We start from the raw sequence: 13,969 nt of genomic DNA, 5'->3' as shown, positions 1-13,969 counted from the left end.
CGGCTCGGCGTGCGAGCGTTGGATACCCTGCGTTACGCTGCCGGGGGCGACGATGTCGATCATTCGGCCTTCTCGGCGATGGCCTCGACGATCGGGCAGCCTTCCTGCATCGGCCCTTCGCCCGCACATTCGTCGAGTGTCTTCGACAACACGGCCTCGATCCGCGAGAGATGTCGAATTTGCTCGCGGATCTTGTGCAGTTTCTCTCCGGCGATGCGCTTGGCCTGCGCCCGGTCGCCGTTGGCATCCTGGAGGATCAACAGCTCACGGATTTCCTCGAGCGTGAAGCCCCACTGCTTGGCATGGACGATGAATTGCAGCCTGGCCACGGCATCCAGGGGATAACGACGATAATTGGCGTCCGTCCGCTGGGGGGCGGGCATGAGTTTCTCTTTCTCGTAGAAACGAATCGCCTGGCTGGCGACCCCGCTGCGTTCGGCAAGCTCGCCGATACTGAGTGTTTGCATAGCTTCACCTCACGACACTGTGAATCGGAGCTTCCAACAGGCCGCCTGGGACAGGCGGCCTGATTCGCGGCCGTGGTGCCGATTAGTCCGGTTGGCGCACGACTCGCAGGTAGGACGTCTTGGCGTCCCAACCCTCGGGGAAGTGTTGTCTTGCGTCGTCATCCGAGAGCGACGGCAAGATGATGACATCGTCACCATTTTGCCAGTCGACAGGCGTGGCCACCTTGTGCTTGTCGGTTAGCTGGAGCGAGTCGATGACCCGCAGGAGCTCGTCGACGTTACGCCCGGTGCTGGGCGGATAGGTCAAGGTCAGGCGGATTTTCTTGTCGGAATCGATGATGAAGACGGTACGCACCGTCACCTTGGGGTCGGCTTTCGGGTGGATCATTCCATATAACTGCGCCACCACCTGGTCCGCGTCCGCCAGCAGGGGGTAGTTCAGGGCCGCGCCCTGGGTCTGCTCAATATCCCCCGCCCAGTCGTGGTGGGAAGCGAGGGGATCAACCGACACCCCCACCAGCTTGACGCCACGCGCGGCGAACTCGTCCTTGCGCCTGGCAAACGCGCCCAGTTCCGTGGTGCAGACTGGCGTATAATCGGCGGGGTGCGAGAACAGCACGGCCCAGTCCTTGCCCAGCCACTGATGAAAGCCAAGCGTGCCTTCGGTGGATTCGACCGTGAAATCGGGAGCTATCTCCCCTAGCTGTAGGGTCATCTCGCTTTCCTTATCTCTGGCAAGTGTTAGATGATGCACTACGCACGATATCCTTAAAGTCAACTTCAAGGTCAAGGGCTTTCGAGGAAAGGAGCATATTCTTTTGCGTTATATCGGAAGATATGTATCCATGGTTGACCTTGCAGTAGATGCAACCTTTAGAATCTTTCGCCGAACCATGTCCGAAGTAGGCGGCTGGCCCTAGGCTGCTTCGCATCGAGCACCTTGCCCCCAGGAAGCGTAACGCCTTGGAATCTCTCTCTTCTATTGGCTTGATCGGCGCCTTCGCCGGCGGGTTGGTGTCCTTCTTCTCGCCCTGCACGCTGCCGCTGCTACCGGCCTACCTGTCGGTGGTCACGGGTGGTAGTGCCGGCAAGGCCGATAGACGCCTGGAGGCATTGATCCTCAGTGCCTTCTTCGTCTTCGGCTTCAGCATCGTGTTCATCCTGTTGGGACTCGGCGCCAGTGGTATCGGCCAACTGATGCGGGGGTATCGCCAGGAATTCAACTGGGTCGCCGGCTCGGCGGTGATCGTGCTGGGCCTGTTCATGACCGGTGTGTTCCGGTTGCCGCTGTTCCAGCGCACCCTTCAGTTCACACCGAACGTCCAGGGTGGCTCCCCGCTGTCGGCGACGGTGTTCGGGGTCTCCTTCGCCATCGGCTGGACGCCCTGTATCGGCCCCATCCTGGGCGCCATCCTGATGGCCACCTCCAGCGCCGCCAGTGCCCAGGCCGGCATGATCTATCTCAGCGCCTACTCGGCGGGCCTGGCGCTGCCCTTTCTCGCCAGTACCCTGCTGATCAATCGAATCGCCCTGCATCGGCAAAGTCTGGGCAGGTGGAGTGCCTATGCTCGCCCGATCGCCGGCACGATCGTGATCCTGATGGGCATCGCTATCGTCTCGGGCACCATGACGCGGCTCTCCAGCATCATGGTCGACTTGTTTCCCTCGCTGGCGACACTGGGGTAGCCCGGCCGTATATCAGTCATGCGACAACCACACTGAAGGCGGTTCCTGATGTCCTTCTACGAGAATCACGTTTTGCCACACCTCCTCCACCTGGCGTGTGGCCACGAAGTGGTCGAGCGCCAGCGGGCGGCCGTGGTGCCGCAGGCACGGGGCCGAGTCCTAGAGGTGGGCATGGGGTCCGGACTCAACCTTCCCCACTACGATCCGCGCCGGGTCGAACTGGTCTGGGGGCTCGAACCCTCCGAGGGCATGCGCCGCAAGGCGCGCCGCAACGTCACCCGCGCGCCGTTCGAGGTGCGCTGGCTGGACCTACCGGGAGAGGAGATCCCTCTCGACGACAACAGTGTCGATACCGTGGTGCTCACCTACACCCTGTGCACGATTCCGGACTGGCACCGCGCGCTCGAGCAGATGCGTCGCGTCCTCAAGCCGGGTAGCCAGTTGTTGTTCTGCGAGCACGGCACGGCACCCGACGAGGCCGTGCGACAGTGGCAGGACCGCGTCAACCCCCTGTGGTGCAAGGTGGCGGGGGGCTGCCATCTCAACCGCGACATACCCGAGCTCATCGAGCACGCCGGCTTCGGCATCCAGCGGATGGAGACGGGCTATCTTTCGAAGGTCCCGAGGTTTGCCGGTTTCAATTTCTGGGGGGCTGCTGTTCCCCGCTGATCAAGCCCTCGTGTAATGAGGCGATCAGTGGGCAGGTAATACTCCCTTCCTGCTCATGACACGCATGTACCAGGTGGGCCAGTGTCCGCTCGATACGCTGGAGGCTGGCGATCTTCCCACGTACATCCCGCAGTTTATGCTCGGCCAGTGTGCTGGCCTCTTGGCAATGAGTGCCATCCTCCAATCGCAACAGCTCAGTGATCTCGTCCAGGCTGAAGCCCAGCCGTTGGCCGGTTTTGACGAAGGTCAGCCGCGCCACGTCGGCTGTGCCATAGCGGCGAATACTGCCGGCAGGACGTTCGGGCTCTGGGAGTAGCCCGCGGCGCTGATAATACCGGATGGTCTCGACATTGACGCCAACCGCCTTGGCCAGGCCACCAATGGTCATGGTGCCCGCTACTCTATCTGCCTGTCTCTTCATGACGCTTGACTCCGTATTCAACTACGGAAGTAACCTTATCGCAGTACCTCATGTCCTGAAAGGAGAAGCGTCCATGCGGAAATCGAAAACGGGGCGAGGGCCCCTGGCTGCCGGAGGGCTTGCGGCCCTCCTTGCCTCGATCTGCTGCCTCGGCCCGCTGGTGCTGATCATGCTGGGGATTTCCGGCGCCTGGATCGGCAACCTGACGGCCCTGGAACCCTACCGCCCCCTCTTCATCGGTGTGGCACTGGTGGCGATGTTCTTCGCCTGGCGCAGGATCTTCCGGCCAGCGGAACAGTGCCAGCCGGGGGATGTGTGCGCTGTGCCCCGAGTCCGTGTGGCCTACAAAGTGATCTTCTGGCTCGTGTCGCTGCTGGTACTGATCGCGCTGGTCTTTCCCTACACATTGCCCTGGTTCTATTGAGAGGAGGTTCCCCATGAAAACTCGTATCGCCCTCATCGCGCTACTCGCGCTGCTCAGCTCGCCCGCCATGGCGGCCCTGCAGACCGTGACGCTCTCGGTACCGGGCATGACCTGCGCCGCCTGCCCGATCACCGTCAAGGCCGCACTCAACAAGGTGGACGGCGTCTCGCAAATCGACGTGAGCTACCCGGATCGTGAGGCCGTGGTCACCTTCGACGATGCCAAGACCACGGTTGAGGCCCTGCTCCAGGCCACGGCCAATGCAGGTTATCCCTCGACGGTGAAGGAATAAGCGTGAAAGGTCCGAAGAAATTTTCAAACGTCGTGCTTGGCAGCGTGCTGATGGTGTTGTGTTGCGTCGTGCCAATAGTCCTGATTCTGTTCGGCACGGCGGGCCTGGCCGCGCTGACAGGCTATCTCGACTACGTGCTTTTCGCTGCCCTGGCCCTAGCCATCGTCATCGGCTTACCTCTCTACGCTCGACACCGCAAGCGAAAGCAGGACGCCTGCCGCACCCATGAAGCCTCGGAGAAGCGTGATGATTGAACTCAACGTGAGTGGCATGACCTGTGACAGCTGTGCGAACCATGTCAGGGAAGCCCTGGAGAAACTGCCCGGCGTGCAGTCGGTCGAGGTATCCTATCCGCGGGGGACGGCATCGGTAGCCGTTGATCCGGGTACACCGGCCTCGGCGTTGACGTTCGCCGTGACCCGACTTGGCTACCAGGCCCGACTGGCCAACAGTGGGATACCTTCTCCGGCAGACGCATCGGTTTCCAAGGGCCGCGATGCAGACGCCCCGCACATCGCGGTCATCGGCAGCGGCGGCGCCGCCATGGCGGCGGCCCTGAAGGCCGCCGAACGCGGCGCCCACATTACCCTGATCGAACGCGGTACCCTCGGTGGCACCTGCGTCAACACCGGCTGTGTGCCCTCGAAGATCATGATTCGCGCCGCGCTTATTGCCCACTTGCGCACGGCAAGTCCCTTCGATGCGGGCCTGAGCGCCCAGGCGCCGGTAGTGGATCGGGCGAAGCTGCTCGAACAACAGCAACGGCGTGTCGAGGAACTGCGTGATACCAAGTACGAGGGGATTCTGCGCGACCACCCGGCCATTACGGTCATGAAGGGGGAGGCCCGGTTCGTCGATGCCCATCACCTGGCGGTCAGGCTGGATGAGGGCGGCGAGCAGACCATCCGCTTCGATCGCGCCTTCATCGGCACCGGCGCCCGTCCCGCAGAACCGCCAGTCCCGGGCCTGGCTGACACTCCGTACTTGACATCCACCAGTGCGCTGGCCCTGGACACCCTACCTGAGCGGCTGATCGTCATCGGCGCCTCGGTGGTGGCCCTGGAACTGGCCCAGGCCTTCGCCCGGCTGGGCAGCCGGATCACCCTACTGGCCCGCAGTCGCCTGCTCTCCCAAGAGGACCCAGCCGTGGGGGACGCGGTGGAGGTGGCGTTTCGCCGTGAGGGCATCGAGGTGCTCAAGCAGACCCAGGCGAGCCGCGTGGACTACACCGACAATGAATTCATTGTCGACACCAACGCCGGCACCTTGCGGGCGGATCAACTGCTGGTGGCCACCGGACGGATACCCAACACTGAGGCGTTGAACCTGGCGAGCCTCGGCGTGGAAACCGCGCGTGGCGTGATTCTGGTGGATGAGCATCTGCAAACCACGGTGCCGGGACTCTATGCCGCCGGTGACTGCACCGATCAGCCGGAGTATGTCTATGTCGCCGCTGCTGGCGGTAGTCAGGCCGCCGTCAACATGACGGAAGGCGACGCCACCCTGGATCTCAGCGCCATGCCGGCGGTGATCTTCACCGACCCCCAGGTGGCTACCGTCGGCCTGACGGAAGCCGAGGCACTCAAGCAGGGCTTCAGCGTGGAGACCCGCGTGCTCGACCTGGAGAACGTGCCACGAGCGCTAGTGAATTTCGACACCGGTGGTTTCATCAAGATGGTGGCCGAACGCGACTCAGGGCGGTTGCTGGGGGTGCAGGCGGTGGCGGGAGAAGCTGGTGAGCTGATCCAGACGGCGGTGATGGCACTGCGGGCACGCATGACCGTACAGGCCATCGGTGATGAGCTGTTTCCCTACCTGACCATGGTGGAAGGCCTCAAGCTCTGTGCCCAGACCTTCACCAAGGATGTGAAGCAGTTGTCATGCTGTGCGGGGTGAACAGGCTGAGCTTGAGGTTCTATTGAATATCACTACTTGCACAAGTCAGGAAACAGACTTGATTGAGCTTTCAGCCAGGTTTGATGTTCTACGGATAAGGCCAGGGTGCGGGTGGGCGCCACGCCCACGCAGACGGGGATGCCGGTGAACTGGCGCACGTTGCGGTAGAGCGTGCGCGCCAGGGCCTGGGTGGTGGCCGTGTCGAAGCCGTCGAATCTCACGAACATTTCGTCGATGGAGTAGGGCTCGACGCCGGCGGAGAACTCCTCGAGGACCTCGCGCACCCGGGCGCTCATGTCGCCGTTTATGTGGAATGGAAAATCAAGAGGGATACGAACCGTTTCGTCCTTTTACTCAATAAAATACAGCGTCGCTTGTCAGGTTCTGTCTGAGAAGTCATGGCAGCAATGCTTTCCCTGTTCACTGAGCAGGAGCCCGCCAAGGCTGGCCGTTACAGCTTTCGAGCACCAGCATTCTTTGGATTTTCTGCTTTCATACCTAATGGAGATATGACTGAGCGATAGGTTTTTGGAAACAGAGGTCCCGGGGGCCTTCGCCAGTGGTGTGACAACTTCCTGTTTCAGGATGCTCTATTGCACGTCTAATTACAGACCGAAGAAGATGGCGAAAAATATGCTGGCTTTTCTTGTCTCTGTGTATTTATCATGAAGGCTGGGTAAATTTTGCACAGGACCTGCTTCATCTCATGATGTTCATCAGGCTTATTCTCATTGCGATATTGACACTATCGATTCCAGCCCTTGGGTTGGCGTCGTCAGGTGTTGGTGAGCAGTGCGAGATGATGCCAGGAACATTCATGATGCATGATGCACCTGACCAGCAGGATTGTGATGTGATGGCACAAAATTTCGCATCACAACCCGACTCGAGCGATAAATGCCCGCCAATGCAGGACTGTGTTGTCGGCATGGCGCTATATATCTCCAACTCGAATTTATCCATCTATACCTTACATCCCGTTCGCGTTTCCCCTCTGCTGTATGACCCGCCTGCCGTTTTCCGTTCTACCGACGGCTTATGGCGCCCTCCTCGTTTGAGCTGACTCCCTACTGAGATTCAACTTTCGCAGCTTCTATCGACTGCGAGGTTAAGCACGACTGTGCGTTGAAAAATCTGGAGTTAGAGCATGTATCTTCACAGATATCATGTCCTGTTTGGCTGGCTAATGAATGGCTGGCTGGGCATGGCCGGAGGCGTTCATGCCTCATCACTAAGCTTTAATGATGCCCTTGCAATAGGCGTACAAAACGCCCCCGAACTGGCTGCCAGCATGTCTGGTATCGCCAGCGCTCGTGAATTGATTGAGCCTGCCGATGCACTGCCTGACCCCAGACTAAGTCTTGGTGTCACCAACTATCCCGTTTCCGGCCCCGACAGGGGCAGCCTGACAGATAGCATGATGACGATGCAGCGCATCGGTTTATCGCAGTCCATACCCAATGGCGCCAAGCGTCATGCCCGCAAGACCATTGCCGAGGCCGAGTTGGGAAATGCCCAGGCATTGCGTTCTGTGGTGCATCTCATGGTGCATCACCATACGGCGCAGGCCTGGTTCAAGCGCTACTACCTGGAACGCAAGCTTGAACAGCTTGATGAACTCGACCAAGAAAACCGCCTTCTCACGACTACCGTTCAGGCTCAGATCGCATCAGGCAGCGCCCCGCTGACTGACAGTGTGCTTGCCAGACAAGCCGTGGCCGAACTTGCCGACCGACGTGACGCTCTGGAAAGCGAGCGGATCGCAGCCATCGCCGAGCTTCGCCGCTATGTGGGCGATGCGGCCGATGAGCCGCTTGAAGGGACACCGCCTTCTTTTGCCATTGCGCCGGAAGCCCTGCGCACACGTCTGAAACGCTATCCCGAAGTACTTGCCTTGAGTGCTCAGACTCGCATTGCCGAGGCCAGACTCGCTGAAGCGAAGGCCGAAAAGCGTCCTGACTGGGGCGTTGAACTGGCCTACCAGCATCGTGATGAACGCTACGGCGACATGGTCTCGGCACAGGTGTCGTTTGATCTGCCGCTGTTCTCCGGCAGCCGTCAGGACCCGACAATTCGTGCCCGTCAGCACACCGTGGAACGCCTTCAGTTCGAATACGATGCATTGCTGCGTGAGCAAATGAGTGAGCTGGACCATCAGCTGGCCGACTACGCCGCACTATCCCAACAGCTCAATCGAGCGCAAACCACCTGGCTTGATCTCGCCAATCAGAAAGTCGAGCTGCAGTACGCCGCCTACAAAAACGGCCAGAGCACTCTCGACGCCATCCTGGCCGCACGCCGCGAACTGATCGACCAACGCCTGCGCATCATTGATCTCAAACAACAGCGCGATCTGATCGCGATGCAGCTTCACTTTTCCTATGGGGAGCCCATGAATGAATAAGAATACGCTTAAAGTGGCTGCCCTGTTGGTTACCGTGACCGCTGCTAACGTGGGCATCACCTCCTGGCTGATTCATCGGGATACATCAGGGACTGAGCCTGCATCCAAAAAAGCGCAGGACCAGAGTGAACAGCGCGAGGTGTTGTACTGGTATGACCCGATGGTGCCGGATCAGCACTTCGACCAGCCGGGGCAATCCCCGTTCATGGATATGGCACTGGTACCCAAGTATGCCGACGAAGCTGGTAATACAGATGCTGCCGTCAGGATCAATCCGGGGGTGGTACAGAACCTTGGCGTACGCACCGTCCAGGTTACCCGTACCGCGCTCACCAGCGCTATCGAGGCTGCCGCCAACGTGCAGTTCAACGACCGCGATGTAGCGATCGTCCAGACGCGCAGCTCAGGATTCGTCGAGCGCAGCTACGATCTTGCGCCGGGTGATGTGATCAAGCAGGGCGCGCCCCTGGCCGATCTGCTTATCCCCGCCTGGGGCGGTGCGCTGGAAGAGTATCTGGCTGTGCTCAATACCCATGATCGCACTCTGATTAATGCTACGCGTCAACGGCTGATACTGATGGGAATGCCGTCAGCCTTGATCGAGCGTGTCGAAAAAAACCGCCGGGCCCAACCCGTCATCACGATGCATGCGCCGATTGGCGGCACCGTGCAGCGTCTCGATGTCCGGGCAGGAATGGCGTTGGAGAAAGGTGCGCCACTGGCAGTGATCAACGGGCTGGACACCGTCTGGCTCGAAGCCGCTGTGCCTGAAGTCCAGGCCGGCCGGGTCCGCGTCGGTCAGTCTGCCACAGCGCGGTTGACCGCCTATCCTGGCGAGACGTTCGAGGGTCAGGTGATTGCCGTGCTGCCCACAAATGATCCGTCCAGCCGTACGCTGCAGGTGCGCATCGCGCTGCCCAACCCCGAGCTGCGCCTGCGTCCCGGCATGTTTGCGCGTGTCCAGCTTGAAAGCACCGCAGAAAGCGTACTGACCGTACCCAGTGAGGCCGTGCTGCACGGCAGTCAACGCGACTATGTGCTCGTCGCTGACGGTGAGGGTGGCTTCACGCCGGTAACCGTTACCCTGGGAAGACAGTCCGGTCAGCAGACCGAGATACGCGATGGGCTGCAGGAAGGCCAGCGCGTCGTGGCATCGGGTCAGTTCCTGATCGACTCCGAGGCCAGTCTGGCCGGTGCACTCGATCGTCTCGGTGATACAGAGAGTGCGGGCACTGGCAACGCGGAAGCCATGGGCAACATGAATATGGACGCCCAGAGCAGCATGTCGGCTGAAGAGGCCAGCAGTGCGTCGATTGAAAGCCGCGGACGTGTCGAGGACTTGTCTGCCACGCAGATTACCCTGTCGCATGAGCCCATCCCGGCGCTCGATTGGCCAGCGATGACGATGCCATTCGAACTGGCCGACCCAGGATTGACGGAAGATATTGAGGTCGGCGACACCGTGACCTTCACGATGCGCGAAGGTGATAGCGGTTACGTTATCGATCAGCTGCAGCAAAGCGGAGGCGCACAATGATTGCACGCGTGATTCGCTGGTCAATCGGCAACCGCTTTCTGGTGCTGCTGGCAACTGTATTCATCGCCGTTGCCGGCGTGGTCTCGGTCAAGAATATGCCGCTCGATGCACTGCCGGACCTGTCCGATGTGCAGGTCATCGTCCGTACCCCCTATCCCGGTCAGGCGCCACAGCTGGTCGAAGAGCAGGTGACCTACCCGCTTTCGACCATGATGTTGTCGGTTCCGGGGGTCAAAACGGTACGCGGCTATTCGTTCTTCGGCGATTCCTATGTCTACGTGCTGTTCGACGACGATACCGACCTTTACTGGGCGCGTTCGCGGGTGCTCGAGTATCTGAGCCAGGCCCAGGGCCAGCTACCCAATGATGTCACGCCAGTGCTGGGCCCTGATGCGACCGGCGTGGGCTGGGTGTATGAATACGCACTGGTTGATCGCAGCGGCCAGCACGATCTGTCCCAGTTGCGTAGCCTGCAGGACTGGTTCCTGAAATATGAGCTCAAGAGTCTGCCCGGCGTTGCCGAAGTCGCTACCATCGGCGGTATGGTCAAGCAGTACCAGGTGGTGCTTGACCCAGCGAAACTGGCCGCTTATGGCATTACACAGCGTCAGGTCATCTCGGCCATTCAGAATGCCAACCAGGAAACCGGCGGCTCGGTGCTTGAACTTGCCGAAACCGAGTACATGGTGCGGGCGTCCGGCTACCTCGAGTCGCTTGAGGACTTCCAGCACATTCCGCTCAGGGCCAGTGCCGAGGGCGTCCCGGTCACGCTGGGTGACGTGGCGAGGATTCAGCTCGGGCCCGAGATGCGTCGCGGCATTGCCGAGCTCAACGGCGAAGGCGAAGTGGTGGGCGGCGTGGTGGTACTGCGCTCCGGCGGCAATGCGCTGGCGACGATAGAGGCGGTCAAGGACAGACTAGCCACGCTAAAGGGCAGCCTGCCCGAAGGCGTCGAAATTGTGCCCACCTATGATCGCAGCCAGCTGATCGAGAACGCTGTCGAGAACCTGAGCCACAAGCTGATCGAAGAGTTCATCGTCGTCGCGCTGGTGTGTGTATTGTTTCTCTGGCATCTGCGCTCGGCTTTCGTCGCGATCCTGTCGCTGCCGCTGGGTCTGCTGGTTGCCTTTATGATCATGCAGTGGCAGGGCATCAATGCCAACATCATGTCGCTGGGCGGTCTGGCCATTGCCATTGGCGCAATGGTCGATGCTGCCGTGGTCATGATCGAGAACGCCCACAAGAAGCTCGAGGCCTGGCACCATGCCAATCCGGGGCAGGTGCTCAAGGGAGAACGCCGCTGGGCGGTCATCGGCGATGCCGCTGCCGAAGTAGGGCCAGCCCTCTTCTTCAGCCTGCTGATCATCACGCTGTCATTCATTCCGGTGTTCACGCTGCAGGCTCAGGAAGGTCGCCTGTTCGGGCCGCTGGCATTCACCAAGACCTATGCCATGGCCGGTGCGGCAGGCCTGTCGATTACCCTCATCCCGGTATTGATGGGCTACTGGATTCGCGGCCGAATTCCCGATGAGAACCGCAACCCGCTCAACCGGCTGCTGATCTGGTTATACCGGCCGCTGCTCAACGTCACGCTGCGTCGCCCCAAAACCACGATCTTTCTGGCGCTGGTGTTGTTGGCAAGCGCGGCCTGGCCCATCAATCGGTTGGGCAGCGAATTCATGCCACCACTCGATGAAGGCGACCTGCTCTACATGCCCTCTGCCCTGCCGGGGCTATCGGTGGGCAAGGCATCGCAATTGCTGCAGCAGACCGACCGCCTGATCAAGACCGTGCCTGAAGTGGAAAGCGTGTTCGGCAAGGCCGGCCGCGCCGAAACGGCTACTGATCCGGCGCCCCTGACCATGTTCGAGACAACGATTCGTTTTAAACCACGTGACGAGTGGCGGCCTGGTATGACGCCTGACAAGCTGGTTGAGGAGCTTGATCGCATTGTGCAGGTACCGGGCCTGACCAACGTGTGGGTGCCGCCGATTCGTAACCGCATCGACATGCTTGCCACCGGTATCAAAAGCCCGATTGGGGTCAAGGTTTCAGGTACCGACATTACTCAACTTGACCGTATTGCCCAGCAGGTCGAACAGGCAGCGAAGAAGGTGCCCGGGGTGACCTCGGCCCTGGCTGAGCGCCTCAAGGGCGGGCGCTACGTCGATATTAATATCGACCGAGCAGCAGCGGCGCGCTACGGGCTCAATATCAATGATGTGCAGGCAATCATTTCCTCAGCGATCGGTGGCAAGAACATCGCCGAATCAGTCGAAGGGCTGGCCCGCTATCCGATCAACGTGCGCTATCCACGCGCCGTGCGAGATTCGCTCGAAGAGATGCGCCAGCTACCGATTCTTACCGCCAGCGGCGCGCAGATCACTCTCGATAGCGTGGCGAATATCAGCCTGAGCGAAGGCCCGCCGATGTTGAAGAGCGAGAACGCACGCCTGACCACGCTGGTGTATGTCGACGTACGCGACCGTGATCTCGGCTCGGTAGTCGCCGATCTGCAAGAGGTGGTCGGTCAGCAGGTCAAACTCGCACCCGGTACCTCGATCGCTTACTCGGGCCAGTTCGAATATATGCAACGTGCCAATGCGCGGCTCAAGCTCGTCGTACCGGCCACACTGTTAATTATCTTCGTACTGTTTTACCTGACATTTCGCAGGATCGGTGAAGCTGTGCTGCTGATGAGCACGCTGCCTTTCGCGCTGGTTGGCGGGGTGTGGCTGCTTTATCTGCTCGGCTACAACATGTCGATTGCCACAGGGGTAGGATTCATTGCATTGGCCGGCGTCTCGGCCGAGTTCAGTGTCGTGATGCTGCTTTATCTCAAGCAGGCCATTGAACGCTATCGCGCGGCAGATGGCACTCTTGAGCCGCAGACGCTCGATGCCGCTATTCAGGAAGGGGCAGTACTGCGCGTACGTCCCAAAGCGATGACTGTAGCCGTTATTCTCGCCGGACTTATCCCGATCATGGTAGGCAGCGGTACCGGATCGGAAGTCATGAGCCGCATTGCCACGCCAATGGTCGGAGGGATGATTACCGCCCCATTCGTTTCAATGCTTCTGGTGCCCATCGTGTATCGCCTGATGCGTACCCCGCGTCATCGAGCCGCCATTTCTCATCATGCAACACAAGATTAACCGTTCCACATCTTATGAGGATTTACCCATGAATAAGCTGATTCGTCCATTGCTGACCGCTGCCACGCTGGTGCTGGCCACCCAGACACTACCTGTCATGGCAGCGGAAATACAGAATATGGACATGAAGTCATCATCGGGGCAGAACCAGACCAAAGCCGTTGAGGGCGATGGCGTGGTCAAGGCTATCGACCCACAGTCGCAGAAGATTACCCTGGCCCACGGCCCCATCGAGGCACTCAACTGGCCAGCGATGCAGATGGCCTTCAAGGTGGCTGATCCGACGCTATTGGAAGGTATTAATGTAGGCGACAAGGTTCATTTCGGACTGCAGGGCGCTGACCATGTCGTGACAGAACTGAGCAAGAACTGAAGCGTGGCTTTAGGTTGTGGCAGCCTGATAATTATATCTTGACCTTAAAGTCAACTTCAAAGTTATCGTTAGAGCGGCTTCCGAAAGCCCCTAAAACCAAAACACGATATCTGCGTATCGCTCAGCAACCTGAATAAACGAAAAAGTCACGTTCACTATTGAAAATTTCGAGGATTATACAAATGCGTAAAGTAAAAACCTTGCTCGCTACTGGTATTACATTTGCAGGTCTAGCTTCAGTATCGATGGCATTTGCCTTGACGGATACCAGCCGTACCGGACAATCCGAGGCAATGATGCAATCAATGGCTACCCATGAGCAGTCAAACTCAAACGCAATGCAGCATGAAAGCATGATGCATAACAATGGCATGATGCCTCAGATGAAAAAATGCCGTCATATGATGATGCAGGATAAAATGGAGGAAGGCTGCTAAGTAGTATTAGGTATGGGCCGGCTTTTATATAATAGAAGCCGGCCTTCAAGTCGAGTGAATGCTCGTAAAAGTAAATATTTTATATCAGTATTATTGACTGAAATGTCATAAGCGCGACATTTTAAATATATTTGTTCAACTGGTTTAAAAAGTCTTTGTATTGCGAACGCAGAGTGGCATCTTCAGGGCCATGGTGACACTATTCTGT

15 protein-coding genes are annotated in these 13,969 nt (G+C 59.2%); 11 read left to right on the top strand and 4 right to left on the bottom strand.

The genetic code is table 11. The features are described from left to right. Positions 1–59 precede the first annotated feature (59 nt). Both ACWHY3_RS12140 and ACWHY3_RS12135 read right to left on the bottom strand, forming a co-directional pair. Positions 60–467: a heavy metal-responsive transcriptional regulator gene (locus ACWHY3_RS12140; protein WP_087720525.1), complete on the bottom strand. Its 408-nt coding sequence runs from the start codon at positions 465–467 to the stop codon at positions 60–62. 82 nt (positions 468–549) lie between these two features. After that, on the bottom strand, positions 550–1,182 hold the full coding sequence (locus ACWHY3_RS12135) for a peroxiredoxin (RefSeq protein ID WP_087720524.1): 633 nt from the start codon (positions 1,180–1,182) through the stop codon (positions 550–552). 248 nt (positions 1,183–1,430) lie between these two features. On the opposite strand from ACWHY3_RS12135, the gene ACWHY3_RS12130 reads away from it, so the two are divergent. Both ACWHY3_RS12130 and ACWHY3_RS12125 read left to right on the top strand, forming a co-directional pair. Next, positions 1,431–2,153, top strand: a complete 723-nt coding sequence (locus ACWHY3_RS12130) for a cytochrome c biogenesis CcdA family protein (RefSeq protein ID WP_087720523.1) — start codon at positions 1,431–1,433, stop codon at positions 2,151–2,153. Between the two features lie 72 nt (positions 2,154–2,225). Further along, on the top strand, positions 2,226–2,822 hold the full coding sequence (locus ACWHY3_RS12125; protein WP_256961343.1) for a class I SAM-dependent methyltransferase: 597 nt from the start codon (positions 2,226–2,228) through the stop codon (positions 2,820–2,822). On the opposite strand, the gene merR is transcribed toward ACWHY3_RS12125, so the two are convergent. Continuing rightward, positions 2,791–3,243 (bottom strand): Hg(II)-responsive transcriptional regulator, encoded by a 453-nt coding sequence (gene merR / locus ACWHY3_RS12120; RefSeq protein ID WP_087720521.1) that lies wholly within the window; start codon positions 3,241–3,243, stop codon positions 2,791–2,793. The genes ACWHY3_RS12125 and merR overlap by 32 nt on opposite strands. Before the next feature lie 73 nt (positions 3,244–3,316). Here merR and merT point away from each other — a divergent pair, with 73 nt between their 5' ends. The 4 genes from merT to merA are packed head-to-tail and all read left to right on the top strand — an operon-like array spanning position 3,317 to position 5,855. Next, the gene (gene merT / locus ACWHY3_RS12115; RefSeq protein ID WP_087720520.1) at positions 3,317–3,667 is read left to right on the top strand and encodes a mercuric ion transporter MerT; all 351 of its coding nucleotides are present in this window, start codon (positions 3,317–3,319) and stop codon (positions 3,665–3,667) included. Between the two features lie 13 nt (positions 3,668–3,680). Next, positions 3,681–3,959 carry a mercury resistance system periplasmic binding protein MerP gene (merP, locus tag ACWHY3_RS12110; protein ID WP_087720519.1) on the top strand — a complete coding sequence of 93 codons (279 nt, stop codon included), beginning with the start codon at positions 3,681–3,683 and terminating at the stop codon, positions 3,957–3,959. Positions 3,960–3,961: 2 nt separating this feature from the next. Further along, the gene (gene merF / locus ACWHY3_RS12105) at positions 3,962–4,213 is read left to right on the top strand and encodes a mercury resistance system transport protein MerF (protein WP_143543307.1); all 252 of its coding nucleotides are present in this window, start codon (positions 3,962–3,964) and stop codon (positions 4,211–4,213) included. Continuing rightward, the gene (merA, locus tag ACWHY3_RS12100) at positions 4,206–5,855 is read left to right on the top strand and encodes a mercury(II) reductase (protein WP_087720518.1); all 1,650 of its coding nucleotides are present in this window, start codon (positions 4,206–4,208) and stop codon (positions 5,853–5,855) included. The genes merF and merA overlap by 8 nt, the downstream gene beginning before the upstream one ends. Before the next feature lie 32 nt (positions 5,856–5,887). On the opposite strand, the gene ACWHY3_RS12095 is transcribed toward merA, so the two are convergent. After that, positions 5,888–6,151 (bottom strand): Y-family DNA polymerase, encoded by a 264-nt coding sequence (locus tag ACWHY3_RS12095; RefSeq protein ID WP_256961342.1) that lies wholly within the window; start codon positions 6,149–6,151, stop codon positions 5,888–5,890. An 851-nt stretch (positions 6,152–7,002) separates the two neighbouring features. Here ACWHY3_RS12095 and ACWHY3_RS12090 point away from each other — a divergent pair. The 5 genes from ACWHY3_RS12090 to ACWHY3_RS12070 all read left to right on the top strand — a co-directional run bounded on the left by ACWHY3_RS12090 (position 7,003) and on the right by ACWHY3_RS12070 (position 13,761). After that, positions 7,003–8,259, top strand: coding sequence for a TolC family protein (locus tag ACWHY3_RS12090; RefSeq protein ID WP_218777061.1), 1,257 nt, complete (start codon positions 7,003–7,005; stop codon positions 8,257–8,259). Beyond that, a complete protein-coding gene (locus tag ACWHY3_RS12085) occupies positions 8,252–9,796 on the top strand; it encodes an efflux RND transporter periplasmic adaptor subunit (RefSeq protein WP_087720517.1) in 1,545 nt (514 codons plus the stop codon). Before ACWHY3_RS12090 ends, ACWHY3_RS12085 begins: the two co-directional genes overlap by 8 nt. Further along, positions 9,793–12,951, top strand: coding sequence for an efflux RND transporter permease subunit (locus ACWHY3_RS12080; protein WP_286987832.1), 3,159 nt, complete (start codon positions 9,793–9,795; stop codon positions 12,949–12,951). The genes ACWHY3_RS12085 and ACWHY3_RS12080 overlap by 4 nt, the downstream gene beginning before the upstream one ends. A 28-nt stretch (positions 12,952–12,979) precedes the next feature. Continuing rightward, positions 12,980–13,324, top strand: a complete 345-nt coding sequence (locus tag ACWHY3_RS12075) for a copper-binding protein (RefSeq protein ID WP_286987831.1) — start codon at positions 12,980–12,982, stop codon at positions 13,322–13,324. 182 nt (positions 13,325–13,506) lie between these two features. After that, positions 13,507–13,761 carry a hypothetical protein gene (locus ACWHY3_RS12070; protein WP_087721088.1) on the top strand — a complete coding sequence of 85 codons (255 nt, stop codon included), beginning with the start codon at positions 13,507–13,509 and terminating at the stop codon, positions 13,759–13,761. The last annotated feature ends 208 nt before the right edge of the window (positions 13,762–13,969 follow it).

This window comes from Salinicola sp. NYA28a (assembly GCF_976982775.1).
The sequence above is the reverse complement of the archived record's forward strand: the minus strand, read 5'-3'. Positions and strand labels throughout refer to the sequence as shown.

Excerpts from the sequence above, each read along its gene's own strand:
- ACWHY3_RS12140 (WP_087720525.1), bottom strand. The coding sequence starts at position 467 with ATGCAAACACTCAGTATCGGCGAGCTTGCCGAACGCAGCGGGGTCGCC.
- ACWHY3_RS12135 (WP_087720524.1), bottom strand. The coding sequence starts at position 1,182 with ATGACCCTACAGCTAGGGGAGATAGCTCCCGATTTCACGGTCGAATCC.
- merR (WP_087720521.1), bottom strand. The coding sequence starts at position 3,243 with ATGAAGAGACAGGCAGATAGAGTAGCGGGCACCATGACCATTGGTGGC.
- merT (WP_087720520.1), top strand. The coding sequence starts at position 3,317 with ATGCGGAAATCGAAAACGGGGCGAGGGCCCCTGGCTGCCGGAGGGCTT.
- merP (WP_087720519.1), top strand. The coding sequence starts at position 3,681 with ATGAAAACTCGTATCGCCCTCATCGCGCTACTCGCGCTGCTCAGCTCG.
- merA (WP_087720518.1), top strand. The coding sequence starts at position 4,206 with ATGATTGAACTCAACGTGAGTGGCATGACCTGTGACAGCTGTGCGAAC.
- ACWHY3_RS12095 (WP_256961342.1), bottom strand. The coding sequence starts at position 6,151 with ATGAGCGCCCGGGTGCGCGAGGTCCTCGAGGAGTTCTCCGCCGGCGTC.
- ACWHY3_RS12090 (WP_218777061.1), top strand. The coding sequence starts at position 7,003 with ATGTATCTTCACAGATATCATGTCCTGTTTGGCTGGCTAATGAATGGC.
- ACWHY3_RS12085 (WP_087720517.1), top strand. The coding sequence starts at position 8,252 with ATGAATAAGAATACGCTTAAAGTGGCTGCCCTGTTGGTTACCGTGACC.
- ACWHY3_RS12080 (WP_286987832.1), top strand. The coding sequence starts at position 9,793 with ATGATTGCACGCGTGATTCGCTGGTCAATCGGCAACCGCTTTCTGGTG.
- ACWHY3_RS12075 (WP_286987831.1), top strand. The coding sequence starts at position 12,980 with ATGAATAAGCTGATTCGTCCATTGCTGACCGCTGCCACGCTGGTGCTG.
- ACWHY3_RS12070 (WP_087721088.1), top strand. The coding sequence starts at position 13,507 with ATGCGTAAAGTAAAAACCTTGCTCGCTACTGGTATTACATTTGCAGGT.